This window comes from Streptomyces sp. NPDC037401 (genome assembly GCF_055602345.1).
In genome coordinates this window covers 64,525-86,579 of record NZ_JBVJWO010000031.1, presented here as the reverse complement: position 1 = coordinate 86,579, position 22,055 = coordinate 64,525, and the positions used below count along the sequence as shown (strand labels likewise).

Sequence of the window (22,055 nt, the reverse complement as noted above, 5' to 3'; positions counted from 1 at the left end):
TCACCGGGCGGACCCGTGCTTCGGCCAGACCGCCAGCGAGAGCCGGACCAGGGAGGCGGCGGCGAGGACGTGGACGGCGCCGGTCCACGGGCTGTCGGGCAGCGGGGCCGCCACCGCGAGCGCGGTCAGGCAGATCCCGTACCCCCAGGCGGGCAGCCGGGGGAAGACTCCGGCGCGCACCATGGACGCGCTGAACAGGACGGTGCCGAGGACGAAGACGCACGCGCTGCCCAGCACGGCGGCCCGGCTCGGCGCGGGCAGGACCGGGTCGTCGAGGAAGAAGACGACGAGGTTCAGGGCGAAGCCGACGCCGGTGAACAGGCCGAGGCCGAGGAGGTTCACCGCATAGGCGACGGCGCCGAGCCGTCCGGCGGCGGCGCTGTGGTGGAAGTACAGGGCCGTGACGGCAGGTGCGCCGAAGGCCGCGCCGAGCCCGAGCACGAAGCTGGTGGCCGCCGTCTCCCCGGTGAACGCCTCGACGACCCCGGGCACGCCGAGGGAGAGCGCCAGGACGACGCCGCAGACCGCGCCGAAGCGCAGCAGCCAGGCCGGGGGCGGCGGGGTGGCGGACGGGGTCCCGGCGCGGGACCGGGCAGAGGTGGTGGACATGGGTGCGACTCCTGGTCGGCCGGGTGAGGGGGACGACCAGACCGTACGAACGGCGGGGCCCGGCCCATCAGTGCCGGGCGGCCACACCGCGGCCGGAGGTCATGTGCCGCGTCCGGCCGGAGGTCATGTGCCCGCCCGGCCTGCCGGTCCCGCCGCACCCACGGCAACCGGTCCGCGCAGGCGCGGGGCCGCCGTCAGGCCGGGCTGCCGGGTCCCGCGGAGCCCTGGGAGGCGAGTACGCCCCGCAGCCGCTGCATCCCGCGGCGCGCGTGGCTCTTGACGGTGCCGAGGGGCAGACCGGTCCGTTCGGCGATCTGGACCTGTGTGAGGTCGCCGTAGAAGGCCATGGCCAGCACCTCGCGCTGCACCGGGGGCAGCTTCGCCAGTTCGCCGGAGACGACCAGCCGGTTCAGTACGGCGTCGGTGTGCCCGCCCACTCCCTCCGCCGCCCCCGGGGGCGGCAGGGCGGCACCTGCCGCCGCGACCAGGGCCAGGCGCCGGGTACGGGCCGAGAGGGCGTCGGCGGTCTTGCGCCGGGTGATGCCGACCAGCCAGCCCGCGAGGGGGCCCCGCTCGGGCCGGTAGCCCTCGCGCCCCCGCCAGGCAGCCAGGAACACCTGCTGGGTGACGTCCTCCGCCTCGCGCGGATCGCCGAGGGTGCGGGCGGCGAGGGTGTGCACGAGCCGGCCCCAGCGCAGGTAGGCCGCGGCCAGGCACTGCTCTTCGCCGCGTACGAGCCCGGCCGCGAGCTCGTCGTCCGCGAGCTCCGCGGGAACGAGGGCGTCCGGGGCGGGGGCTCCCGTGACCGTGGCGTCTGCGACGGGGGGGTCCGTGACGGGCGCGGTCATGGCGACTGCTCCTTCCGCCGTACCGGACCGGCCGGTAGCGGCTCCCCCAGCGTCCGGCGCACCCCACGCGGCGCTCAACTCGCATCGGTTGTGCGTCGTATCGTGGAGGCATGAGCGAACCGCAGCCCGGCCTCACGACCGGGGCGGTCGCGCGCCGGCTGGGCGTCTCTCCCACGACCCTGCGCTCCTGGGACCGGCGTTACGGCATCGGCCCGGCCGCCCGGGAGGACGGCAGGCACCGGCGCTGGGCCCCCGGGGACATCGCCGTGCTGGAGGAGATGTGCCGGCTGACCGCCACCGGCGTCCCGCCCGGGGAGGCGGCCCGGGCCGCGGGCGGCCGTACCGCGCCGGCCGGCCGCCCCGCCACCGCCGCCCGCCACAGCGGCGCGGGCGGCGGCCTGCCCCTCGGCACCGTGCGGGAGGAGTGCCGGGGCCTGGCCCGCGCGGCCGTACGGCTCGACGCACCGGCTCTGGACGCCATGCTCGGCTCCCTGGTCGCGGACCACGGCCTGGTGACCGCCTGGGAGGAGGTGATGGCTCCGACGCTGCGGGCCGTGGGACGCAAGTGGGAGTCGTCGGGCGACCGGTACGTCGAGGTGGAGCACCTGCTGTCCTGGCACGTGTCGACGGCGCTGCGCGGCGTCCCGCGCGCGGCCGGGACGCCGGGAGCGGCCGCTGCGGCTCCCGCCCCCGCCGGTACGCCCGCGGTGCTGCTCGCCTGTGTGCCCGGCGAGCAGCACACCCTCCCGCTTGAGGCACTCGCCGCCGGGCTCGGCGAACGGGCCCTGCCCACCCGGATGTTCGGCGCCGCCGTACCGGCCGGGGCGCTGGAACAGGCCGTGCGGCGGACCGGTCCCGCGGCGGTCGTGCTGTGGTCCCAGGCCCGCGCGACCGCCGACCATCCGCTGGCCCGCCGGATCGCCGCCGGCGCCTGGGGCGTCAGGGGCGCGCGGAGCCGCCCGGTGCTGCTGCTCGCCGGTCCCGGCTGGGCGGGCCCGGCCCCGCGGCCCGGGATGCTGCGCCCGGGAGGCCTCCGGGAGGCGCTGACGACCCTCGGCGGGCTGTACGGGCCGGCCTCCGGCAGCCTCAGTCCCGGCCCCGGGCGTGCTTGAAGCGGGCGAGGCCGTCGGACAGTTCGACCACCGGGTGCGGGTAGGCGTACCGCTCCCGCTCCGCGCCCTTCAGCTTCCACGGCTCGTGGACGGCCGACACCGGGATGTCGGCGAGTTCCGGGACCCAGCGCCGTACGTACGCGCCGTACGGGTCGAAGCGCCTGCCCTGGAGCACCGGGTTGAGGACTCGGTTCGGGCGGGTGTCGGTGCCGGTGCCCGCCACCCACTGCCAGTTGAGCTGGTTCTCGGCGACGTCTCCGTCGACGAGGAGGTCGAGGAAGTGCCGGGCGCCGGCGCGCCAGTCGATGTACAGCGTCTTGGTGAGGAACGACGCGGTGAGCAGGCGGCCCCGGTTGTGCATCCAGCCCTCGTGGGCGAGCTGGCGCATGGCGGCGTCCACCACGGGGTAGCCGGTGCGGCCTTCCTTCCACGCCCACAGGTCGTGCTCGGCGGCGGGCCCGGTGCGCCAGCGGTCCTGCCGGGGCCGGTAGTCCTCGGTGGCGGCCCCGGGCCGGGCGGCGAGCACCTGCTGGTGGAAGTCCCGCCAGCACAGCTGCCGTACGAACGCCTCGGCTCCCGCCCCGCCCCGGTACCGCGCCCGGTGGACGGCCTCGGTGGCGGACACCGCTCCGAAGTGCAGGTACGGCGACAGCCGCGAGGTGACGTCGCCCGGCAGGTCGTCGTGGCGGTCCTCGTACCCGTCGGCCTGCCGGGCGAGCCAGCCGCCGAGCCGCTTGCGGCCCTCGCTCTCGCCGCCCTGCGCCAGCCCCTCGGAGACGGACGGGACCTCGGCGCGGGAGGGGATCTCCGCGGAGCCGATGCCGCGGGGCACGCGGACCGTGCGCGGCGCGGCGAGCGGGGTCCGCAGCGCCTGCTGCGACCAGCGCCGGAAGTACGGGGTGAACACGGCGAAGTGGTCGGAGCCCTGCGGGGTGACGGCGCCCGGCGGCAGGGCGGTGGCCACCCCTTCGTGGACGTAGAGGCGGCGGCCCCCGGCTTCGAGCGCGTGGCGCAGCCTCTCCTCCCGGGCGCGGGCGAAGGCGGTGTACCCAGCCGCCATGTGCACCTCGTCGGCGTCGGCCTCCCGGACCACGGCGCACACCTCGGCGACGGGGTCCCCGGCGCGCACCACGAGGCGGCCGCCGCGCTCGCGCAGGCCGGAGTCGAGGTCGCGCAGGCAGTCCGCGAGGAAGGCGAGCCGGTTGGGCGCGGCGAAGCCGGCCTTCTCCACAGCCGGGTCGCGGACGAAGAGCGGGACGGCCTCGCCCCGCCGGCCGAGTGCGGCGCGCAGCGGCGGGTGGTCGTGGAGCCGGAGATCCGAGGTGAACAGGACGACCGGGACGGTCATGGCACAACTCCTGGCGGTCGGCACCGGGGCGGTGGGAACGGGTGCGGGTCGGGCGTGTGCCCGCTGTTTCGCCCCGGGGGCCTCCGGCGGATGCGGATGCGGCGCAGGCGCCTCGGGGACACGGGCCCCGCGCGGACGTCCCCCGCAGGTGCAGGCCCCGCGCAGGCGCGCCGGGCGGCTGCGGGAGCCGCCGGGGCGCGCCCGCGGACGGCGTGCAGGCGGGCACCGGCCGGACCCCGCCGGGACGCGACCGGACAGGACCGCCGGCTCCGGGGCGGGCGGGCTCCCCGGCGCCGCGGGACCTCCCGCTCACGGCGCAGGGCCCTCGCCCTGCGCGGCCGCCCCTCCGCCGGGGGCCGCGGCCTCCCCGGCGGCGGTCTCCGCCGCACGGGCGATGTTGCGGGCCATGCCGCCGAACACCGCGGCGTGGAACGGCGAGACGCTCCACCAGTACGCGTGCCCCAGCAGCCCCCGCGGGTGGAACAGCGCCCGTTGCCGGTACCGCGAGCGCCCGCCCCCGACGGGCTCGGCGCGCATCTCCAGCCACGCGAGGCCGGGCAGCCGCATCTCGGCGCGCAGCCGCAGCAGCCGCCCGCGCTCGATCTCCTCGACGCGCCAGAAGTCCAGCGACTCCCCCACGCGCAGCCGGTGCACGTCGCGCCGGCCGCGGCGCAGGCCCACGCCGCCGACGAGCCGGTCCAGCCAGCCGCGTACCGCCCAGGCGAACGGCATCGAGTACCAGCCGTTCTCGCCGCCGATGCCCTCGATCACCCGCCACAGCGCCTCGGGACCGGCGTCCACCTCGCGCTCCCGCAGGTCGGTGTAGAGGCTGCCGCCGGACCAGTCGGGGTCGGTGGGCAGCGGGTCGCTCGGCGCGCCGGGCACGGAGGCGGCGGACCAGCGGGTGGTGACCTGGGCGTCCCGGACCCGCTGGAGGGCCAGGGCCAGGGCCCGGTCGAAGGAGACCGGGGTCCCGGGCGGGTCCGGGACGTGGGCCGCGATGTCGTGCTCGGCGCAGACGACCTCGTGCCGCAGGGACTCGGCGAGCGGCCGGGCGATGGCCGGGGGCACCGGCGTGACCAGCCCGATCCAGAGGCTGGAGAGCCGCGGGGTGAGGACGGGCACGGGGATGATGACGCGCCGGGGCAGCCCGGCGACGGCCGCGTACCGGTGCATCATGTCGCGGTACGTCAGCACGTCGGGGCCGCCGATGTCGAAGGTCCGGCTGACCCCGGCCGGCATCCGGGCGCTGCCGACGAGGTAGCGCAGCACGTCCCGGACGGCGACGGGCTGGATGCGGGTGCGCACCCAGCTCGGGGTGACCATGACCGGCAGCCGCTCGGTGAGGTAGCGCAGCATCTCGAACGACGCGGAGCCGGAGCCGATGATGACGGCGGCGCGCAGCACGGTGGTGGGCACTCCGGAGTCGAGCAGGATCCGGCCGACCTCGGTGCGCGAGCGCAGGTGCGGGGAGAGTTCCCGTTCGGGTACGCCCCGCGGGGTGAGGCCGCCGAGGTAGACGATGCGGCGCACTCCCGCCGCCCTGGCCGCGTCGGCGAAGGTGCGGGCGGCCTCGCGGTCGGTGCGCTCGAAGTCCGCTCCGGCGCCCAGCGCGTGGACGAGGTAGTAGGCGACGTCGACGTCCTCCAGGGCCGCGCCGGCCGAGGCGGCGTCGGTGACGTCGCCGCGTACGACCTCGGCCTGGCCGGCCCAGGGGTGGTCGCGGAGCCGGTCCGGGGAGCGGGCCAGGCAGCGGACCCGGTGTCCGGCGGCCAGCAGCTCGGGGACCAGGCGGCCGCCGATGTAGCCGGTGGCCCCGGTGACCAGGCACCGCAGGCCGGGGAGGTCGTCGTCTCGTGCGTCCGTCATGGGCCGATCCCTTCCCGCGCCGCGTGGTGCACACCTCTCTTCCGCACGGGTGGCGGCGCCGGTGCACGCGCCGTCGGTGCAGGTCAGGGGTGCGGCGGGAGACGGGTGGGGGCCGTGTGCCCCCACCCGTCCGGCGGAACGCCGCGGTCAGCCGGCGTCGCGGACGGCCACGATGCCGTTGAAGACGCCGACGTACGCGGTGCCGTCGGGGCCGAGGGTGACCGGGGCCCAGTTGTTGTCGTACGCGGGGCCGGTACCGGTGAGCTTGCGCCAGCGGCGCTCACCGGTACGGAAGTCGACGGCCGTCAGGTACCAGGCGTCGATGCCCCAGAAGTTGGGCTCCTTCTCGTAGAAGTACAGGAGACCGTTGGCGGTGGAGAGCTTGGGGACGGTCGAGGGCGAGCGGACCGCGCTCTCCCAGACGGTGTCGCAGCCACTGCCGTCGGCGCGTACGTCGATCCGGCTGACGCCGCCGACGACGCTCTTGCCGAGCAGCAGGGTGGTGGGGTTCTCGTAGCCGTAGTTGTTCTCGACGACGAGGCTGTTGCCCCAGCTGATCAGGGAGTTGTCGGTGGTCGAGGCCCCGGAGCCGAAGACGGGGACCTTGCAGACCAGGCGCTCGCCGGCCGGCACACCGGGCGCGCGGCGGTAGACGAGGACGTTCATCCGGTCGTCGGCGTTGTCGGTGATGGCGACGTAGTCTTCGCCGAAGAGGTCGGGGGTGGTGCCCGAACCCTGGTTCACCGAGCCCGGCTTGGTGCCCGTGCCGCGGTCGTACGTCTCGCGCCACTGGATCTGCGGGGTGCCGTCGGCGGCGGCGCGGAAGCCGTAGAGGGCGTGGTCGGAGACGATCGACACCCCGTCCTCGGCCACCGAGAAGGAGTTCTGGATCTCCTCGCCCGCCAGCCGGACCGAGCGGATCCGGCCCGTGTCCGGGTCGACCGTGCCGACCCTGCCCTGGCGGGTGATCCACCAGATCCGGCCGTCCCAGTCGGGCATCACCGAGGTGACGGGGTCACAGGTGCCGCTGGGCCACAGGTTGGTCCAGCTGACGCAGTCGTGGGGCACCTGCGGGGTGAGGTCCCAGTCGTCCTCGACCGTGAACTTCCAGCTGCCGTCCGGGTTCTGGGAGTGCGCCAGGCGCAGGATGTGCTGCCGCGAGTCGGCGAGCACGGCCCGGTCCTGGTGGTCGAGGTAGAAGTACGCGCCTCCGGAGGTGTCCTTGAAGATCTTCGAGAAGTCGGTAGATCAAGGGCCAGGATTCGCCTGACCTGCAAGGGGCGTGGCCTCGCGCCCCTGAGTGGGAAAAGACTGGGAAACCGAAGCTGGGGCTCCCTGCAGCAACTCCCAACGCTCCTGCAGTGTCTTAATGATGGCCCTCTCCATGGCCACTGTCACGCTGCTGTAGACGCCCTCAACGCCTGGCACTTCGTGCCCCATCCGCGACTCGACCGCGAACTTGCTGTGCCCGTCTTCGTCCAGCCAGGCCTTGTGGCCATGCCGCATGAGGTATAGCCGCCTGCCCTTGAACGAAGGCACCGCCTTCATCGCCGGCCTCGCGAAACGCCCGAGTCGTTCAGGCGTCCCATCGGCGATCAGCCGCCAGTAGGCGTAGTCGAAGTTCACGGCGGCCAGCGATCCTCCCTCGATGGCGGGGAACACCCAATGCCTGTCGTGGCTGGCGAGGAGCTCCTCAAGCATGTCGCCGAGGAACGGAGGGATGACCAGCGTGCGGGAGCTGGCGTACTTCGGAGGGAAGAACTGGAGCTTGCTGTCAGCGTACTGAACTTGGCGTTCAACACGAATGGCCTGCATGACGTCCTGACCCTTGCCGTAGCGCTCCATGTCTTCTGCGTACCGCTCCGCCTCCTCAGCATCGGGTCGCGGATCAGAGGCCGGCCAGTTGGGGTAGCAGTAGTCGCGCGTGAGACCAAACAGTTCGGCGGGGCGCATGCCGGTCATGGCCATCGTCCAGATGAACACGTACCCGGAGTAGCCGAATAGCGTCTTCGCGTTGCGGGCCAGCTGCTCGACCGCCTCAGGCAGCATGTCCTTCTTGCGCTCCTTCGGCTTCTTGACGAACTTGCCGCGCCGCTTGGTGCGCTCAACTGGTGAGGTTTTGATGAGCCGCGGCACTGCGTCGTCCAAGATCATGCCCAGAACCATCATGACCTGCCGGGCGGACCTCTCGCCGAGGACGCCGTGGAGGTGCTTGCGGAACGCCCGGTAGGCAAGGACGTCGATGTCCGCTACAGACTTGCGCTTGAAGTAGGGACGGATGTGCGTCTCCACCGCGGAGCGGTAGCCCTTCTCCGTCAGATGCGCGTGGTTCATGGCGGCCAGCCAGCTGTCCAGCCAGTCGGTCATCAGCGTCGAGCCGTCACGGTTGCTGACCTGTACGCCGTGGCGGATGTCGTGCGTCTGGTCCAAGCCGTGGCGGTAGGCGGCCTCTTCGTCGGTGAACCCGCCTTTGGACTCGAAGCGCTTGCGCCCATTCTCGTGATAGGCGCCCGTCCACCACTTCACGCGGCAGGTTCCGCCGCGCCACTCCGTGTACACGTCGAGGGCCCTTTTGGCCATGTTGTGTCCCCTTGATGTGCCGGCCGCCGCGGTGCCTGGCAGCCCCACACTGCCGAGGCTCCACGGCGTGCTCCATGCGGCAGGGCCTAGGCGCCGAGAGGGCAGCCGCGGCAGCTGTCGCAGTTACCGCCAAGCCGGTGAACCAACTCCCGCATCACGGACTTTGCCGCAGGGCGGGCCTGTTCCTGGCCTGGTACTACGCAGACGATCCCAGTGTCGGAGAGAACAGCCTCACCGCGGAAGGTGGGGCCGTAGTCGACTATGAGCGCGCCAGTGTGAAGCATGGCTCCCCCTAGTGTCAGGGACGGTGCGGGAGCCTCGGAGGACGTGATCCGACTCTGCCACGTGTGGTGGAAATGCGAACCACTTCAGCAGAAAGTGAACGATGTTTTTCTGCGTGTAGCCGTGACCCCAGGGATGGTTGTACGACCATCGGCTGAGTTTAAAGATCAGATGAGCCCTGCAGCGCGAAGATCCTGCACCGCGCGCTCGCTCAACGCCCGAATCTCCTCCGACGTGAGTCCGTCCGTCGTGGCGATTGCGGCGAGCTTGATCACATCGCGGACTTCGGCGTCATGCACCTCGGGCGGTAGCTCGGAGATGGCAGTGCCCGGCTCCGCCTGCGAGGGATCCACAGACACCGGCTCGCCACCCGCGAGGATGGCTAGACAGCTCCCAGGAGCCCAGTGGAGCAGCCCGTCGATCTTGACGTAGTTCGTCTCGCGGATCGCCAAGGCATTCTCAACTCGCTGCCAGGTCTTCTTGGACGTGCCGCCGGCTTTGGCGTTCGCGTCGTTCAAGGCAACGCCGAGGTTCTTGCGGCGACTGCGTGCCGCAGCGGCGAGACGTTCAAGGTCACTGGGTGCCATGGCCCCATCTTGGCAGGACTGGCCGGGACCAGCCAGGACTGGCCCCCATTTTGGCTTCAAGTCGACCCTAAATTTCCGCAGGTCAGGGGTATGCCGGGGTGCCTTGATGTCCTCTCATGCGCACTCAAGGGGTATCTATGGGTAGACAGCAGGGGTGTCAGTGGGTAGCTTTTAGGCATGCACCAAGCCCCAACCACCTTCGAGGTGGCGGCAGTGGCCATGCGCAGGAAGCGCATGCAAAGAGGGATCTCCATAGCGCACCTCGCTGAACAGGTCGGCTGCAGTGCCAGCTACCTGCGAAAGCTCGAAGGCGGATCTCGCCGTCGTGTGGGCCCGGAGATCTACATCCCTCTCCGCACCGCGCTTGACGCAACAGACGACGACCTGCTCGCAAATCGCGAGAGGTAACAGAAAGGAGGACCGGTGGCTAGCAATCGGTCGCCGAACGCCAAGGTTCCGACGAAGCCGCAGGATCTCGACGCGCCGTTCTTCAACGCCGCTGAAGTGGCCTGGCTGCTGGATGTCAGCGTCAAGACGGTCTACCGCCGTGTTGCCCAGGGCTATCCCTGCAGCCGCAGGGGGACGGGGCCCATCAACGTCAGCCGGGCGGACCTGCAGCGCTGGTACGAGCTCGACCGCGTGCAGCCGATTCGGCCGCCGCGGCGCACCAGCCGTAAGTCGCTCGCCCCCGTCGCCGCTTAGCGGCTATGCGGCCCCGACCGCCGGCTTCTGGCAGGTCGCCGAACAGTCGAGGCCTACCGCGATCCACCCCTCACCTGCAGCTACCGCAGAGAGAAGAGGACCCCGATGGAACCCATCATGCCCGACCCCGACCACATCGTCCCCGACGCTTTCGACCGCATCACGTGCGGCCTCCCCGTCCTGACGCCCTTCGCAACGCTGTTCGCCGAGGCGGAGGAACTGCTGCTGGCGACCCGCCCGGAGGGCTTCGAGGTCGAGGAGATCGGTCTCCTGGCTTTCGAGGAGCTGCCGGTTGCGGAGCGGGATGCGGCGATGCGTGAGCTGGTCTACACGTACTGGTCGGCGCGTCAGTCTGACCGTGAGGCCCTTGCCCGCTACGAGGCGACCGGGGGCCAGCGATGAACGCCTCCGACCGCGAGCTGCTGTCCGCGCTGCTGGAGTACGACCGGGCGCCGCGCCTCCACGAACTGCACCTCGATGACTGCGAGGACGACAAGTGCCGCCGCTGCGAGCCGCGGGCCATCGCCGAGCACGAGGCGTACATCGCTCACCTGATCAACCCGACGGCCGAGGACTGGCAGCGCCTGGACGCGAACCGCGTGAAGGCGGGCGCGGGCGACACCGCCGAGCTGCGACACACGGTCCTCGACCTCGACGTCGACAGCCGCTGCCCGTTCACCGGCGCCTACCGCTACCCGTGCCCGCCCACTGGAGGCAAGTCGTGAAGTGCGGCGAACCGAATCCCGAGTCCACCTACCAGGAGTGCCAGCTCGAGCTGCGCCACTCTGGTGATCACGAGTACTTCAGCACTCGCTGGCCGCGCCCCGTACCCGCCGCCCCGGACTGGGACATCGAGGACATGACACTGGCCGGCGCCCGCAGCCTGGATCGCAGCCGCGAGTGGGACCTGAACGAACGCGAGTTCTTCATCGCCTTCGAGGTGACCAACACCTACGTCATCGCGGTGAGCGCCGAGACCGAGGATGCCGCGCTCCGCCGGTACGAGGACTACTGCGACCTTCCGGACTTCAGTCGTGAGCAGGCGATCGACGGGGGCATCGAAGTGCGGCGGCCGACCGTGCACGAGCGCGCGGAGACGATCAGCGAGCCGATCGGCCCGAAGATCGCGTGCCCGGATTGCGGTCGCCTGTCGCTCCACCCGCGGTGGATGCACAACCCGTACCGCAGGTGCCACGGCCCGATTCAGTGGCGCGAGGGGTACCGCGGGCGGCTCTACCGCGAGTTCGTCGAGACGCCGGTCTACAGCGCGCTGACGGCGGTGGCGTCGTGAACGCGGCGGACGCGCAGGCTGCGCGCAACGAGGCCGTGCAGGCGGCGCTGAACGCCGAGGACCTCTGGTACCAGGAGGCGTTCGGCCCGATCGACACCTGGTCCGAGGCGGTGCAGTCGAGCTACCGCGTCGACCTGTACCTGGCTCGCCGGCGAGCGACCGGCTGGGCGCCTGATCCGAACTTCGCGGACAGCCTGCGGGCCGGTTACGTCGAGTCGTTCGAGGCGTTCGGCACCCGCACCGACTTGAAGGCGGTGGCCCAGTGACCGCCCGTCTGAAGTCGCCCGCTGCCCGTGTCGCGCTGGTCCGCCACAAGTCCCGCGCCCACCGCGGCGCCGCGGTGCTGGCGGCCTCGGCGACGGTGCGTGCCGAGCTGGAGCAGGGCCAGGCCCGGCTGCTCGCCCTGCGTGCCGAGATCGCCGCCGTGTTGGCGGGTGTCCGGTGACCGGCCGCCGTATCGCCGCCTGGGACGCCGCCCTGTTCGTCGGATCTCTCGCCCTCCTGCGGTGGGCGCACATCACCTGGAGGAAGCCGTGAGCTACACCACCTATCGCTTCGAGCGCGTCCCGCTGACCGCGACGAAGTCCGTGCCGTGCGAGGCGTGTGGAAAGAAGGTCCGCCGTCAGCGCACGTTCGAGCAGACGCGCAACCCGTTCAACAAGAACGCGGACGGCACCGTCAAGGACTACGCCGACATCTACCGCGAGCTTGAGGCGGAGGCCGCGACCTGGAGGGCCGAGTCCGAGATCCACAGCAAGTGCGCCGAGGCGGGTGACTCCGATGGTCGCTGACAACCGCCTCGACGACCCTCTCGCCGAGATCAAGCTGATGCGCAGCGCGATGCACGCCGAACATGAGCTGGGTTCCCATTTGCACCAGGTCTTCGGCGGCTGGGCAGAGTGCGCGCCGTGCGAGAAGGCCAACGACGAGTGCGACAGCGTCTTCGCCTGCGACCAGTACAAGGCGTGGCAGCGGGAAGCCGAGGCCGGGCAGCGCTCCCGGGCCGAGCTGGCCGTCGGTCAGCTGCTGGCCGAGGTCGCCGAGCTCCGCACGCAGCTGGCCACGGCCGAACGGCAGGCGAAGGAGCTCGAGGACCGGTACGTCGGCAAGGAGCCCACCGTCGCCGAGGAGATGTCGTTCCTCAGCCGCTGCGTGGATGCCGTGCTCGACCTGTGCGATGCGGAAGAGAAGGGCGCTGCCCGGTGGGAGCAGCCGCTGCCCGTGCCGGAGTGGGTGGCCAAGATCCGTGCGGCCGCGGAGGGGAACCTCGCGGTCGGGGATCCGGACGACGTGCCGGGGGTCCCGGCATGAGCGGCCTGATCATCGGCGCGGTCCTCGGTATCGCCGCCCTCGCCCTCATCCTCGCCGACACCCGGAAGCACCGGTGACCGCCACCCGCGGGGAAGGCAGCCGCCCGGCCAACGCCACCCCGCCGGCCCGCCCGATACGCGTCATGCCGCTGGGGCAGGCGCCCCTCCGCGGCCGCAAGGCCGCCTGATACCGGCCCGCCGCCGCGGATGACACGAGACCGATGCGGCGGGTCCCCAATCCACCCGACCGGCCGTCGAGCAGCCGCTCCGGCCAGGACCCAGCCCCACCTCCCCTACGCCAGGGGCTGGGTCCCCCCATCCCTGAACCAGGAGCAGCCATGATCAGCCCCGCGACCGCGCAGCACGTTCTGTACCACTACAGCCGGTCCGGCGGCATGGAGCCCGGCACGTTCACCCGGCATCTCATCGCCGCCATCGCGCACGCCGACTACCAGGAGTTCAGCCGGCTCGCCACGCTCTACCCCGAGTTCGCCACCGCCATCGAGATCGCCAAGCACGACCTGCACGGCATCACCAAGCTGCAGATGGTCGCGGCTGGCCGGGAGGCGGCGTGAACTGCGCCCGATGCGGCGACGAGAACGGCCCGTTCGTCCCGACCCGTAAGGGCCCGCTCTGCGAGGACTGCTTCGAGGAGCTGTCCGAGTGACCGCCGACGCCATCGAGCCCGGCCTGTACGACATCCCGGCCGAGCTGTATCACCGGGATCCCATCCCCGGCGGCAGCCTCTCCGCCTCCGGTGCGAAGGTCCTCGCGGACTGCCCGGCCCGGTTCAAGTGGCAGCTCGACAACCCGCAACCCCATAAGCCCGCCTTCGAGTTCGGAACCGCGGCCCACACGGTGATCCTCGGCGACGGGCCCGAGCTGGTCGTCGTCGAAGCGGAGATCTGGAACACGAAGGACATCAAGGCCGAGGTCGCAGCGATCCGGGAGGCCGGCGGGATACCGCTCAAGCCCGCCGACTACCTGCGGATCTGCGACATGGCCGAAGCACTCGTCGCCCATCCCGAGGCGTCGGAGATCTTCACCCCGGGCAGCGGTGTCGCCGAGCAGTCGGTCTTCTGGCCCGACGGCCCGATGTGGTGGCGCAGCCGCTACGACTGGCTCCGGCCCGACCTGCTCGCCGACTACAAGACGACCCGGTCCGTGCACCCGGACTACCTCAGCAAGGCCATCCACGAGCTCGGCTACCACATCCAAGAGCACATCTACCGGCGCGGCGCCATCGAACTCGGACTCCTGCCCGAAGGGGCTGGCCTCAAGTTCGTCTGCCAGGAGAAACAGCCGCCCTACCTGGTGACCGTCGCCGAGCTCGACCCGATGGCCCGCTACGTCGGTGCCCAGCTGACCAACCTCGCCGCGAGCCGCTACCTGTACGGCCGCGAGACCGGCCACTGGCCCGCCTATGACGAGCACTCCACCGTCATCTCCCTGCCGCCCTACATCGAGCGCCAGTACGCCTAGGAGCGTCCATGTCCCAGCTCCCCCCGCCCGTCCGCACCGCCCGTCCGCAGCCGCAGTCCGCCGAACCCGGCTTCGCCTTCCGCCCTGCGAGCAAGGCTGGCCGCAAGGCCCGCCTCTCCATCCAAGGCATGTCGGGATCAGGCAAGACCTGGACTGGCCTCGGCATCGCCCACGGCCTCTCCGAGGGCAAGCGCTTCGCCGTCATCGACACCGAGAAGGGCGCCGCCAGCCTGTACGCCGGCATCGGCGGCATCCAGTTCGACACCCTCGCCATGGACCGCTACGACCCCCGCGACCTGGAGAAGGCCATCGCCGCCGCAGGCCAGGCCGGATACCCGACGATCTTCATCGACAGCCTCAGCCATTTCTGGACCGGCACCGACGGCACCCTCGACCAGGTCGAGAAGGCCAAGGGCAAGTACGGCGGCAACGCCTTCGCCGGCTGGAAGGACGGCACGCCGATCCAGAACGACATGGTCGCCGCACTCCTGTCGTACCCCGGTCACGTCGTCGCCTCGATGCGCTCCTACACCGAGTGGGTTCTGGAGGAGAACGAGCGCGGCAAGCGGGAGCCCAAGCGGGTCGGCACGCGGCCCGAGCAGCGTAAGGGCATCGAGTACGAGTTCGACATTGCCGTGGCGATGGACATCGATAACCGGCTCGAGGTGCTGAAGTCCCGCTGCCCCGCGCTCAACCGGAAGGTCATCGAGCGCCCCAATGGAGCACGCGACATCGCCGGCCCGCTCCTGGCCTGGCTGAACGCCGAGCCCGAGCCCGCCCAGCAGTAGCCCCACCGGGCGGGCCGCAGGCAAGGCGGCCCGCCCACCCCAGACATACCCCGCAAGCGAGAGGACCACCGCCATGACCCGTCGTCTCTCTGTCGCCGAACGCCACGCCTCCGCCGAGAAAGACCTCCTCCTCGAGGAGATAGCCCAGCAGTCCCACTGGAGCCAGTTCCTCGTCGAGCAGGCCGTCTTCGCCGTCCTCCGCGCCCGGGGAGCCGCATCCGCGAACGACGTCCGCGACCTGCTGCCTGAGCTCGGGCACGGCTTCCTCGGTGCCGCCATCAACGCAATGCGGCGGGGCGGTCTGATCCAGCACACCGGCCAGGTCGTCCCGTCGACGCTCGAGTCCACCCACGGGCACCGGATCGCCGTCTGGGAGCTCACGCCGAAGGGCAAGGCCGTCGCCGCCAAGCGGGCCGCGGCGCTGAGGGGGCGGGCCGCATGAGCGCCTTCGTCTGCCTGTGGATCAGCCTCGCCGCCTGGCTCGCCCTCGGCCTCATCCTCGCCGCCTGGTGGGCCTGGCACCGCGACCGCGAAAAGCGGGCCGCGGCCACCGCCCAGCTCGACGACCTCGACCTCGAGGCAGGCCAGCAGGCCAGGGCCTCACGCGACCCGGACGCCGCCAAGGCCGCCCGCGAACAGCTCCTCGCCGAGGCCGCCGCCCACTCTCCCCGCCAGCGCAGTCAGGAGGACCACCGATGAGCACCGCCATCCGCCAGGCACGCCAGCCGGGCACGCGCCACGATCACGGCGACGTCCGCCGCTACCGCCAGGGATGCAGCTGTCGTCCATGCACCGATGCGGCAACCGCCGAGGCAAAGAAGTGGGAATACCTGCGCAGCATCGGCCGGTCCTCCCTCGTCCCCTCCGGCAGGGTCATCGCCCGCATCTGGGCCCTCCGCGCCGCCGGCATGACCGACAAGCAGATCAACGAGCAGGCCGGACTCGGCCCCAGCCACGTCTACCAAATCATCCGCACCAAGTCGCCGATCAGGCACTACACAGCCGCCGCCATCCTCGCAATCCCCCTCCCCGAGCCGACGAGCCAGCCAACCCGTAACGGTGCCCGCGTATCCAGCCTCGGAACCCTGCGCCGCCTCGAAGCCCTCACCGCCGACGGCTGGACCGCTAGGCCTCTCGAGCAGCACATGGGCACGGGCGACGGCTACATCGCCTACCTGCTCCGCGAACGCCCCGAAACCGTCCGTCTCTTCACCGCAGCCTCGGTACGGAAACTCTGTGACGAGCTTGCAGGTCAGGAGCCCTGGGGCAACGCCAGCGCCATCACCAGTGCGCGACGCCGCGGTGTACGGAACGGCTGGGTAGGCACCGCCTACTGGGACGGCGACGACTACGACGACCCCGACTTCGAGCCTGCCGTTGCAAACGGCCCCCGATACATGGCACACGGCGAGAACTGCGTCGAGCTCGAGCGGCAGGGCTACACCCGCGTGCAGATCGCCGAACGCCTCGGCATCACCCGCGACGGACTGCAGCGCGCCCTCGACCTGTACCGGCAGAAGACGAGGGCGGCGGCATGAGCGACGAGCCCCGCCGGGCGATCACCCCGCCGCCGTACCCGCGGACCACGCCCGGGTTCTGCGAGACCGGCAACCCCTGGTGTCAGAAGCCCGCCCGGCTCTACGCCGCCGGCTGGCGCTGCGACCAGCACCGACCCAGCAGCCGCCGGTTCGACGACGAGCTGGCCCCGCCAGCCGCCGCCTAGACCACCACCCGCACCAGCCAGAGAGAAGACGTCGGATGCCCTGGTTCAAGATCGACGACTCGGCGCACTCCCACCCGAAGTTCATTCGGGCCGGGAACGCTGCCCTCGGTCTGTGGCTGAGGTGCGGCGCGTACTCGGCACAGCACCTCCTCGAGGGGCGCGTCCCGAAGTCCATCGTGAAGGCATTCGGGACGCCCGCTCAGGTCAAGAAGCTGATCGAGGCAGGCCTCTGGCACGGCCCCGACCACGACTGCCCCCGCTGCCCTCAGCCGGCCTCCGGCGACTACCTGATGCACGACTTTTTCGAGGGCGGCAGGAACTCCACCAAGGCTCAGGTCGAGGCCGCCCGGAAGGGCGCCGCGGACCGCCAGGCGAAGTCCCGAGCGAGGGGTGCCGATGCGAAACGCATCGCAAACGGCGCGCGGAATGAAACGTTCCGCGACTCAAACGGCGCGCAATCTGAACCCCACTTTCAGGGTTCCGCCGCAGGTCAGGCGGGTCTGTCACAGCGTGACGCTATGGAGGGTGTCACGCCTAGCCATGCCATGCCTTTTAAAAGCCTGCAGGCAGGACGGCCCGAAGGTGTCCCGCAGCAGGGCGTACAGACGCCGGACTGGGCTCAGCCGCTGATCGACAAACTCGCCAGCAAGGGCATCCGCGTCAGCTGGGCGCGACTCAGCAACTTCCAGTTGCTCGCCATCCAGCAGCTGATCAACAAGCGCGGAGTCGACAGCCTCGTAGACACCGCAGTCAGCCGCTGGAATCCGCGCGATCCGATCAAGTTCGCCAGCCTGCTCCTCACGATCTGGTTGGAGTACCCCGACCCCTCCCCCGGCAGCCAGCAGCGCTCCGGCCCGCCGGTTGACCTGCCGGCCTGGTGCAAGGACCCCGACTGCGACGAGATCAGCCGCACCCGCGAGACCGAAGACGACCACGGACTCCGGCGCCTCACCCCCTGCCCCGCATGCCACCCCTCCCGACAAGGACACGCAGCATGACCGAAGCCGCCTGGGACGACGTCCTCGAAGTGCCGCCCCCGCACAACGCCGAAGCCGAGCAGGCCGTCCTCGGCGCCATGCTCCTCGACCGCACCACCATCGAGCCGATCGCCGACACCCTCGCCGGACCGCAGGACTTCTGGGCACCGCGGCACGAGACGATCTACCGCACGATCCTCGACCTGTACGGCGCCACCCGCGACCCGAAGATCGACCCGATCACCGTCGCTGCCGCGCTTCTCGCCAGTGGTGAGCTCGCCAAGGTCGGCGGCGCGCCGTACCTCCACAGCCTGGTCCACGCCGTACCGTCCGCGGCCAACGGCGAGTACTACGCCGGCCTCGTCCGCGAACAGGCCCAGCTGCGCACCGTCCTGACAGCCACCCGCCGCGCTACCCAGCGCGTCCTTGCCGCCGCCAGCACCGCCGCCAACATCGTCGACGAGGCCATGGCCGAACTGCAGGCCGCCGCGACGGGGAAAGCGCCCGCCGACGTCCGGCTCGCCGTGTCCGAACGGTGGATGGGATTCCTCGACGAGCTCGAAGCCGGCGCCGACCCCAACGCCCTCGACACCCCGTGGCCCGACCTGAATGACGTCGTCGAACTCAAGCCCGGCCAGCTCGTCACCGTCGGCGCCGCGACCGGCGGAGGCAAGTCGCTGTTCGGCATGAACCTGGCCGCGCACGTCGCCCTCACCCGCGGCAGGCCCGTCCTCGTCGCCAGCATGGAGATGGGCGGCAGCGAGCTGATGGCCCGCCTCACCTCCGCCGAAGCCGGCGTCCCGCTGGACAGGCTGATCCGCCGCAAGCTCGACGACAACGACTGGGCGAAGATTTTCAAAGCGGCGCCCGCCATGCAGAACGCGGCGAACTTCATCCTCGACGACTCCGCGAACCTCACCCTCGGAAAGATCCGGGCCCGCATGCGGTGGATGGCCTCACGTGGCACCCCGCCCGCCATGGTCGTCGCCGACTACCTCCAGCTCATGACGCCGGAGAACTCGAAGTCGAACGCCACCCGCGCCAACGAGGTAGCCGAACTGTCCCGCGGCTTGAAGCTCCTCGCGATGGAGTTCGAGATCCCCGTCGTCGCCCTCGCCCAGTTCAACCGCAACGCCGCCGGCCGCCAGCCCGTCGTCACCGACTTCAAGGACTCGTCGGCGATCGAGCAGGACTCCAACGTGATCGTCCTGCTGCACCGCCCCCTCGCCGAAGACGGCTCCGACACCGGACCCCGCGCCGGCGAGATCGACCTCATCGTCGCCAAGAACCGCAACGGCGCCGCCGGCCGAACCGTCGCCCTCACCTTCCAAGGGCACTACGCCCGCCTGCGCTCCATGGGACGGATGTGATCAGCATGGCCATCACCGCGATCGAGACCTACTACTCCGGACACCTGTTCCGCTCCCGCCTCGAAGCCCGCTGGGCAACCGTCTTCAACGACCTCGGCATCCGTTGGGAGTACGAACCCCAGGGCTTCCTCGTCGGCGACCAGCAGCGCCCCTACCTCCCCGACTTCCACCTCCCCGACCTCGGATGGTGGGTCGAGGTAAAGGGAACCGGCGAACGCCTGGACATGACCCTCCTCGCCGATGCCGTGCACCCCACTAAGGGCATCGGCGCACACGGCGGGACAACCGGCCTGCTGATCCTCGGTCCGATTCCCGACACATGCGGCGCCACCCCGCTCCACTTCAGCGTCACCCGGTCCTCCAACTGCGGGCAGCTGCACCGCTGCGATGACGACTGCGACTACCCGCCGCCGCTTTACGGCTTGGACTACTTCCTCGCCATCGACGACCTGGCCAGCCTCGGCACCGACCTGACGACGATCCGGCCGAGCGACCTGGAGGCGTGGCGCAAGTGGGGCGCCTACCCCATCCCGTACTGCAGGCCGAGCCGCACAGTCCCCAGCGGCGACCTCACTCGGGCGCTCCTTGACCCTCGGGTCCCGGCAGGGCCGCACCTCGAAGCGGCCTACACCCTTGGCCGCACTGCCCGATTCGAGCACGGAGCGCGAGCCGCGTGACCGCCGCGCACGCCGTCGCCACCGACGTCTGCCCCACCTGCCAGACCGCACCCGGCACCCCCTGCCACAACGACGGCAGGCCCGTCGACACCCACCCCGCCCGCATCGCACTCACCCAGGAGGAGATCGCATGACCGAGACCACGCCCAAGCCGCTCGAGGTCGCCCAGCTCGAGCAGGCGGGATGCCGCACCTGGCACCTCACCGCCCGAAACATCAGCCGCGTCGACCACGACATCGACAGCTACGGCGTGTTCGCCAAGGGCTACTACGCCGCCGGCGACGACGGCCGCCTCGAATGCATCGGCCTCCGCATCGGCAACCGCCCCGGCCACGTCATCGCGTTCTACGGCGACTGGATCATCCGGCACCCCGACGGCCGGTTCACCGTCCACGCGGTCGACGAGGAGACGGCGGCATGACCCGAGGAGCAGGCCGAAGCCGCGGCTACCGACCCCAGGACTCCGAACTCCGCCCCGGCAAAACCGTCGTCCCCTTCGGCGAGCGCACGACGATCTGCATTCCGTGCCAGCGCCACGAGCACCAAGCGTGCTGGGCGTACACCGCAGCCCTCGGAATCGGCGGTGAGAGCGGATGCCCCTGCGGCTGCCACGTCCCCCTCGACGAGCCGGAGATGACCGACGAGGCCATCGACGACATGGCCACCCACGGAACGCTCGCCGACTACGTCAAGTTCCGGAAGGCCTGGGCGCTCGGCTCCGGCCCCATCCACTTCGAGGAACCGTGCCGCCGCTGCACCGCCCTCAACGCGGCCCGCACCGGGATCCAGACCGAGCTGCCGATCGGACCGGGCAGGTGACCGCCCTCGACCGGCTCCTCGCCGAGCAGTGGCCCGACGGCACCTTCGGCGGCAGCCGACCCCAGCCCGAACCCCGGCCACTGCCCGAATCGCCCCACACCCGGGCCGACGAACAAGCCCGACACCGCGCCGAACTCCTCACCGACCTCCGCACTCGAAAGGCACGCCGATGACCACCGCCGCCCTGCCCGCCACCATCGCCGACTACTGGGACCTCTACCGTCCCCGCTACACCCGCCCCGACCGGCCGGCGTTCACCTGGACCGGCATCCCCGGCCACGGCCCCGGCCTCGAGCTCCTCGACTGGCCCACCACCGCACTCGACCTCGGGCCCGGCGAAGGCGAGAACGCCGCCGCCCTCGCCGAGACCGGCACCGAGGTCACCGCCGTCGACCTGTCACCCACCCAAACCCGCCGAGCCGCCCGCCTCTGGGCCGACATCACCAACGCCCGGTTCATCACCGCCGACGCCTGCACCTACCTCGCCGAGACCGACCAGCACTGGGACGCGATCTACTCCACGTGGGGCGCCGCCTGGTACACCGACCCGGCCGAACTCCTGCCCCTCGTCCGGCGGCATGTTCGCCCCGGCGGCGTGTTCGCCTTCTCCCACCGCGAGCCGGCAGCCGGCGAGTGGGGTGCCCAGCGGATGGCCGGCCGGTGGCTCGAGGGCCGCGACGACCTGACCGTCCGCCGCTGGCAGCACACCGCCGGCCAGTGGGCCGACCTCCTCGAGCGGGTCGGGTTCAGCCGGGTCCAGGTGCAGCACATCCCGTACCCGGACCCCGAAACGCTCCGGTGCCTGCTCGTCATCGCGACCGCCTGACAGCACGACGCCCACTCCGGGCGGACACCGGAGCGGGCACCCCCAGCATCCCAGACGAAGGAGAACCGTGATGGCCGTCCGCATTCAGCGCCGCCGCACCAAGGGCTGGCGCAAGCCCGACAACACCGTGATCGTCAGCCGACCCAGTCGATACGGCAACCCCTTCACCATCCAGGACGCCATCGACGCCGGGCTCGGTGACCCCCGCCGCGCCGCGGTCGTCAACTTCGCCGAGTGGCTGCGCGTCGGAACGGCGGGCAGCTGGTACAGCCCGACGTACCGGATCGGCCGCCAGATCTTCGACCGCAGCCGAATCCTGGCCGGGCTGCCGGACCTTCGCGGCCGGGACCTCGCCTGCACCTGCCCCCTGCCCGAGGACGGCCGGCCGGACGTCTGCCACGCGGCGGTGCTGATCGCCCTCGCCAACTCCGACGCCGACCCCGATGACATCCTTCGCGAGTACACGGCCAGGCTGTACGGCGGCGAGTCGTGACCGCGCCCGCCCGGCCGCAGCTGACCGAGCTTGAGTCCCAGGTCCTCGGCCGCATCGCCAACGGCGAATCCCACGCCCAGATCGGCGAACAGCTCGGCTACTCGCCGACGGGCATCGAGACCATCGCCGTCCGCGTCTTCCGGAAGCTTGGCGCCCGCAAGGCGCCGCAAGCCGTCCTTCTCGCCTGCCGGGCCGGTCTCCTCGACGGCAAGCCTCGCCGCCATGGCGATCACGCCGGGTACGCGGCGCACGTCTACCGCGGCGAGGACCCGAAGGACTGCCCGCACGGCTGCTGGGAGGGCGAGTTGGCGTACCAGGCGGAGCGGCGAGCGGCACGGAAGCTACCCGCGAGTTAACTCCCT

Annotated in this window: 32 protein-coding genes and 1 pseudogene; 26 read left to right on the top strand and 7 right to left on the bottom strand. The window is 71.4% G+C overall.

The features are described from left to right. Nucleotides 1-609 (bottom strand): hypothetical protein, encoded by a 609-nt coding sequence (locus tag ACZ7H1_RS28350; RefSeq protein ID WP_470790626.1) that lies wholly within the window; start codon nt 607-609, stop codon nt 1-3. A 194-nt stretch (nt 610-803) separates the two neighbouring features. After that, nucleotides 804-1,457: a sigma-70 family RNA polymerase sigma factor gene (locus ACZ7H1_RS28345; RefSeq protein ID WP_470790625.1), complete on the bottom strand. Its 654-nt coding sequence runs from the start codon at nt 1,455-1,457 to the stop codon at nt 804-806. Between the two features lie 110 nt (nt 1,458-1,567). On the opposite strand from ACZ7H1_RS28345, the gene ACZ7H1_RS28340 reads away from it, so the two are divergent. Beyond that, nucleotides 1,568-2,569 (top strand): MerR family transcriptional regulator, encoded by a 1,002-nt coding sequence (locus ACZ7H1_RS28340; protein WP_470790624.1) that lies wholly within the window; start codon nt 1,568-1,570, stop codon nt 2,567-2,569. Here ACZ7H1_RS28340 and ACZ7H1_RS28335 read toward each other — a convergent pair. The 5 genes and pseudogenes from ACZ7H1_RS28335 to ACZ7H1_RS28315 form a co-directional block, all read right to left on the bottom strand. Continuing rightward, nucleotides 2,544-3,917: a cryptochrome/photolyase family protein gene (locus tag ACZ7H1_RS28335; RefSeq protein WP_470790623.1), complete on the bottom strand. Its 1,374-nt coding sequence runs from the start codon at nt 3,915-3,917 to the stop codon at nt 2,544-2,546. The genes ACZ7H1_RS28340 and ACZ7H1_RS28335 overlap by 26 nt on opposite strands. Nucleotides 3,918-4,226: 309 nt before the next feature. Further along, nucleotides 4,227-5,786 carry an SDR family oxidoreductase gene (locus ACZ7H1_RS28330; protein WP_470790622.1) on the bottom strand — a complete coding sequence of 520 codons (1,560 nt, stop codon included), beginning with the start codon at nt 5,784-5,786 and terminating at the stop codon, nt 4,227-4,229. A gap of 147 nt (nt 5,787-5,933) precedes the next feature. Next, nucleotides 5,934-7,028: pseudogene (locus tag ACZ7H1_RS28325) on the bottom strand (hypothetical protein); the annotation flags it as partial. Nucleotides 7,029-7,034: 6 nt separating this feature from the next. After that, complete coding sequence (locus ACZ7H1_RS28320; RefSeq protein ID WP_470790621.1) at nt 7,035-8,366, bottom strand: integrase; 1,332 nt, start codon at nt 8,364-8,366, stop codon at nt 7,035-7,037. A gap of 449 nt (nt 8,367-8,815) precedes the next feature. Then, nucleotides 8,816-9,235, bottom strand: coding sequence for a hypothetical protein (locus ACZ7H1_RS28315; RefSeq protein ID WP_470790620.1), 420 nt, complete (start codon nt 9,233-9,235; stop codon nt 8,816-8,818). 177 nt (nt 9,236-9,412) lie between these two features. Between ACZ7H1_RS28315 and ACZ7H1_RS28310 the strand changes: the two genes are divergently transcribed. The 25 genes from ACZ7H1_RS28310 to ACZ7H1_RS28190 all read left to right on the top strand — a co-directional run bounded on the left by ACZ7H1_RS28310 (nt 9,413) and on the right by ACZ7H1_RS28190 (nt 22,049). Further along, nucleotides 9,413-9,643 (top strand): helix-turn-helix domain-containing protein, encoded by a 231-nt coding sequence (locus ACZ7H1_RS28310; protein ID WP_470790619.1) that lies wholly within the window; start codon nt 9,413-9,415, stop codon nt 9,641-9,643. 15 nt (nt 9,644-9,658) lie between these two features. After that, nucleotides 9,659-9,937 carry a helix-turn-helix domain-containing protein gene (locus ACZ7H1_RS28305; protein ID WP_470790618.1) on the top strand — a complete coding sequence of 93 codons (279 nt, stop codon included), beginning with the start codon at nt 9,659-9,661 and terminating at the stop codon, nt 9,935-9,937. 105 nt (nt 9,938-10,042) lie between these two features. Further along, complete coding sequence (locus ACZ7H1_RS28300; protein ID WP_470790617.1) at nt 10,043-10,339, top strand: hypothetical protein; 297 nt, start codon at nt 10,043-10,045, stop codon at nt 10,337-10,339. Then, nucleotides 10,336-10,662, top strand: coding sequence for a hypothetical protein (locus ACZ7H1_RS28295; RefSeq protein ID WP_470790616.1), 327 nt, complete (start codon nt 10,336-10,338; stop codon nt 10,660-10,662). Before ACZ7H1_RS28300 ends, ACZ7H1_RS28295 begins: the two co-directional genes overlap by 4 nt. Next, the gene (locus ACZ7H1_RS28290) at nt 10,659-11,228 is read left to right on the top strand and encodes a hypothetical protein (protein ID WP_470790615.1); all 570 of its coding nucleotides are present in this window, start codon (nt 10,659-10,661) and stop codon (nt 11,226-11,228) included. Before ACZ7H1_RS28295 ends, ACZ7H1_RS28290 begins: the two co-directional genes overlap by 4 nt. After that, nucleotides 11,225-11,494, top strand: coding sequence for a hypothetical protein (locus ACZ7H1_RS28285; RefSeq protein WP_470790614.1), 270 nt, complete (start codon nt 11,225-11,227; stop codon nt 11,492-11,494). Before ACZ7H1_RS28290 ends, ACZ7H1_RS28285 begins: the two co-directional genes overlap by 4 nt. Then, entirely contained in the window at nt 11,491-11,673 is a 183-nt protein-coding gene (locus ACZ7H1_RS28280) for a hypothetical protein (protein ID WP_470790613.1), read from the top strand. Before ACZ7H1_RS28285 ends, ACZ7H1_RS28280 begins: the two co-directional genes overlap by 4 nt. 88 nt (nt 11,674-11,761) lie before the next feature. Continuing rightward, entirely contained in the window at nt 11,762-12,019 is a 258-nt protein-coding gene (locus ACZ7H1_RS28275) for a hypothetical protein (RefSeq protein ID WP_470790612.1), read from the top strand. Next, entirely contained in the window at nt 12,009-12,539 is a 531-nt protein-coding gene (locus ACZ7H1_RS28270) for a hypothetical protein (protein ID WP_470790611.1), read from the top strand. The genes ACZ7H1_RS28275 and ACZ7H1_RS28270 overlap by 11 nt, the downstream gene beginning before the upstream one ends. Nucleotides 12,540-12,876: 337 nt before the next feature. Further along, nucleotides 12,877-13,113, top strand: a complete 237-nt coding sequence (locus tag ACZ7H1_RS28265) for a hypothetical protein (RefSeq protein WP_470790610.1) — start codon at nt 12,877-12,879, stop codon at nt 13,111-13,113. Nucleotides 13,114-13,201: 88 nt separating this feature from the next. Continuing rightward, the gene (locus ACZ7H1_RS28260) at nt 13,202-14,020 is read left to right on the top strand and encodes a PD-(D/E)XK nuclease-like domain-containing protein (RefSeq protein ID WP_470790609.1); all 819 of its coding nucleotides are present in this window, start codon (nt 13,202-13,204) and stop codon (nt 14,018-14,020) included. A gap of 8 nt (nt 14,021-14,028) precedes the next feature. Further along, the gene (locus ACZ7H1_RS28255) at nt 14,029-14,808 is read left to right on the top strand and encodes an ATP-binding protein (RefSeq protein ID WP_470790608.1); all 780 of its coding nucleotides are present in this window, start codon (nt 14,029-14,031) and stop codon (nt 14,806-14,808) included. A gap of 73 nt (nt 14,809-14,881) precedes the next feature. Continuing rightward, nucleotides 14,882-15,250 (top strand): hypothetical protein, encoded by a 369-nt coding sequence (locus ACZ7H1_RS28250; RefSeq protein ID WP_470790607.1) that lies wholly within the window; start codon nt 14,882-14,884, stop codon nt 15,248-15,250. Continuing rightward, the gene (locus tag ACZ7H1_RS28245; protein WP_470790606.1) at nt 15,247-15,507 is read left to right on the top strand and encodes a hypothetical protein; all 261 of its coding nucleotides are present in this window, start codon (nt 15,247-15,249) and stop codon (nt 15,505-15,507) included. Before ACZ7H1_RS28250 ends, ACZ7H1_RS28245 begins: the two co-directional genes overlap by 4 nt. Continuing rightward, nucleotides 15,504-16,346 (top strand): hypothetical protein, encoded by an 843-nt coding sequence (locus ACZ7H1_RS28240; RefSeq protein WP_470790605.1) that lies wholly within the window; start codon nt 15,504-15,506, stop codon nt 16,344-16,346. Before ACZ7H1_RS28245 ends, ACZ7H1_RS28240 begins: the two co-directional genes overlap by 4 nt. Next, the gene (locus ACZ7H1_RS28235; protein ID WP_470790604.1) at nt 16,343-16,531 is read left to right on the top strand and encodes a hypothetical protein; all 189 of its coding nucleotides are present in this window, start codon (nt 16,343-16,345) and stop codon (nt 16,529-16,531) included. Before ACZ7H1_RS28240 ends, ACZ7H1_RS28235 begins: the two co-directional genes overlap by 4 nt. A gap of 35 nt (nt 16,532-16,566) precedes the next feature. After that, complete coding sequence (locus tag ACZ7H1_RS28230; protein WP_470790603.1) at nt 16,567-17,529, top strand: hypothetical protein; 963 nt, start codon at nt 16,567-16,569, stop codon at nt 17,527-17,529. Further along, a complete protein-coding gene (locus ACZ7H1_RS28225) occupies nt 17,526-18,878 on the top strand; it encodes a replicative DNA helicase (RefSeq protein ID WP_470790602.1) in 1,353 nt (450 codons plus the stop codon). The genes ACZ7H1_RS28230 and ACZ7H1_RS28225 overlap by 4 nt, the downstream gene beginning before the upstream one ends. Before the next feature lie 5 nt (nt 18,879-18,883). Continuing rightward, complete coding sequence (locus ACZ7H1_RS28220) at nt 18,884-19,555, top strand: PDDEXK family nuclease (RefSeq protein WP_470790601.1); 672 nt, start codon at nt 18,884-18,886, stop codon at nt 19,553-19,555. Beyond that, a complete protein-coding gene (locus tag ACZ7H1_RS28215) occupies nt 19,552-19,689 on the top strand; it encodes a zinc finger domain-containing protein (RefSeq protein ID WP_470790600.1) in 138 nt (45 codons plus the stop codon). The genes ACZ7H1_RS28220 and ACZ7H1_RS28215 overlap by 4 nt, the downstream gene beginning before the upstream one ends. Next, the gene (locus ACZ7H1_RS28210) at nt 19,686-19,976 is read left to right on the top strand and encodes a hypothetical protein (RefSeq protein WP_470790599.1); all 291 of its coding nucleotides are present in this window, start codon (nt 19,686-19,688) and stop codon (nt 19,974-19,976) included. Before ACZ7H1_RS28215 ends, ACZ7H1_RS28210 begins: the two co-directional genes overlap by 4 nt. Beyond that, a complete protein-coding gene (locus tag ACZ7H1_RS28205) occupies nt 19,973-20,374 on the top strand; it encodes a hypothetical protein (RefSeq protein WP_470790598.1) in 402 nt (133 codons plus the stop codon). The genes ACZ7H1_RS28210 and ACZ7H1_RS28205 overlap by 4 nt, the downstream gene beginning before the upstream one ends. 169 nt (nt 20,375-20,543) lie before the next feature. Further along, a complete protein-coding gene (locus ACZ7H1_RS28200) occupies nt 20,544-21,200 on the top strand; it encodes a class I SAM-dependent methyltransferase (protein ID WP_470790597.1) in 657 nt (218 codons plus the stop codon). A 70-nt stretch (nt 21,201-21,270) separates the two neighbouring features. Further along, entirely contained in the window at nt 21,271-21,693 is a 423-nt protein-coding gene (locus ACZ7H1_RS28195; protein WP_470790596.1) for a DUF4326 domain-containing protein, read from the top strand. Then, the gene (locus ACZ7H1_RS28190) at nt 21,690-22,049 is read left to right on the top strand and encodes a response regulator transcription factor (RefSeq protein WP_470790595.1); all 360 of its coding nucleotides are present in this window, start codon (nt 21,690-21,692) and stop codon (nt 22,047-22,049) included. The genes ACZ7H1_RS28195 and ACZ7H1_RS28190 overlap by 4 nt, the downstream gene beginning before the upstream one ends. Nucleotides 22,050-22,055: the final 6 nt, after the last annotated feature.

What these genes read in the sequence shown, in the direction of transcription:
- ACZ7H1_RS28245 (WP_470790606.1), top strand. Translation starts at nt 15,247, where the DNA reads ATGAGCGCCTTCGTCTGCCTGTGGATCAGCCTCGCCGCCTGGCTCGCC.
- ACZ7H1_RS28330 (WP_470790622.1), bottom strand. Translation starts at nt 5,786, where the DNA reads ATGACGGACGCACGAGACGACGACCTCCCCGGCCTGCGGTGCCTGGTC.
- ACZ7H1_RS28350 (WP_470790626.1), bottom strand. Translation starts at nt 609, where the DNA reads ATGTCCACCACCTCTGCCCGGTCCCGCGCCGGGACCCCGTCCGCCACC.
- ACZ7H1_RS28225 (WP_470790602.1), top strand. Translation starts at nt 17,526, where the DNA reads ATGACCGAAGCCGCCTGGGACGACGTCCTCGAAGTGCCGCCCCCGCAC.
- ACZ7H1_RS28315 (WP_470790620.1), bottom strand. Translation starts at nt 9,235, where the DNA reads ATGGCACCCAGTGACCTTGAACGTCTCGCCGCTGCGGCACGCAGTCGC.
- ACZ7H1_RS28195 (WP_470790596.1), top strand. Translation starts at nt 21,271, where the DNA reads ATGGCCGTCCGCATTCAGCGCCGCCGCACCAAGGGCTGGCGCAAGCCC.
- ACZ7H1_RS28300 (WP_470790617.1), top strand. Translation starts at nt 10,043, where the DNA reads ATGGAACCCATCATGCCCGACCCCGACCACATCGTCCCCGACGCTTTC.
- ACZ7H1_RS28255 (WP_470790608.1), top strand. Translation starts at nt 14,029, where the DNA reads ATGTCCCAGCTCCCCCCGCCCGTCCGCACCGCCCGTCCGCAGCCGCAG.
- ACZ7H1_RS28340 (WP_470790624.1), top strand. Translation starts at nt 1,568, where the DNA reads ATGAGCGAACCGCAGCCCGGCCTCACGACCGGGGCGGTCGCGCGCCGG.
- ACZ7H1_RS28240 (WP_470790605.1), top strand. Translation starts at nt 15,504, where the DNA reads ATGAGCACCGCCATCCGCCAGGCACGCCAGCCGGGCACGCGCCACGAT.
- ACZ7H1_RS28310 (WP_470790619.1), top strand. Translation starts at nt 9,413, where the DNA reads ATGCACCAAGCCCCAACCACCTTCGAGGTGGCGGCAGTGGCCATGCGC.
- ACZ7H1_RS28230 (WP_470790603.1), top strand. Translation starts at nt 16,567, where the DNA reads ATGCCCTGGTTCAAGATCGACGACTCGGCGCACTCCCACCCGAAGTTC.
- ACZ7H1_RS28220 (WP_470790601.1), top strand. Translation starts at nt 18,884, where the DNA reads ATGGCCATCACCGCGATCGAGACCTACTACTCCGGACACCTGTTCCGC.
- ACZ7H1_RS28270 (WP_470790611.1), top strand. Translation starts at nt 12,009, where the DNA reads ATGGTCGCTGACAACCGCCTCGACGACCCTCTCGCCGAGATCAAGCTG.
- ACZ7H1_RS28205 (WP_470790598.1), top strand. Translation starts at nt 19,973, where the DNA reads ATGACCCGAGGAGCAGGCCGAAGCCGCGGCTACCGACCCCAGGACTCC.
- ACZ7H1_RS28320 (WP_470790621.1), bottom strand. Translation starts at nt 8,366, where the DNA reads ATGGCCAAAAGGGCCCTCGACGTGTACACGGAGTGGCGCGGCGGAACC.
- ACZ7H1_RS28265 (WP_470790610.1), top strand. Translation starts at nt 12,877, where the DNA reads ATGATCAGCCCCGCGACCGCGCAGCACGTTCTGTACCACTACAGCCGG.
- ACZ7H1_RS28335 (WP_470790623.1), bottom strand. Translation starts at nt 3,917, where the DNA reads ATGACCGTCCCGGTCGTCCTGTTCACCTCGGATCTCCGGCTCCACGAC.
- ACZ7H1_RS28345 (WP_470790625.1), bottom strand. Translation starts at nt 1,457, where the DNA reads ATGACCGCGCCCGTCACGGACCCCCCCGTCGCAGACGCCACGGTCACG.
- ACZ7H1_RS28210 (WP_470790599.1), top strand. Translation starts at nt 19,686, where the DNA reads ATGACCGAGACCACGCCCAAGCCGCTCGAGGTCGCCCAGCTCGAGCAG.
- ACZ7H1_RS28250 (WP_470790607.1), top strand. Translation starts at nt 14,882, where the DNA reads ATGACCCGTCGTCTCTCTGTCGCCGAACGCCACGCCTCCGCCGAGAAA.
- ACZ7H1_RS28200 (WP_470790597.1), top strand. Translation starts at nt 20,544, where the DNA reads ATGACCACCGCCGCCCTGCCCGCCACCATCGCCGACTACTGGGACCTC.
- ACZ7H1_RS28235 (WP_470790604.1), top strand. Translation starts at nt 16,343, where the DNA reads ATGAGCGACGAGCCCCGCCGGGCGATCACCCCGCCGCCGTACCCGCGG.
- ACZ7H1_RS28295 (WP_470790616.1), top strand. Translation starts at nt 10,336, where the DNA reads ATGAACGCCTCCGACCGCGAGCTGCTGTCCGCGCTGCTGGAGTACGAC.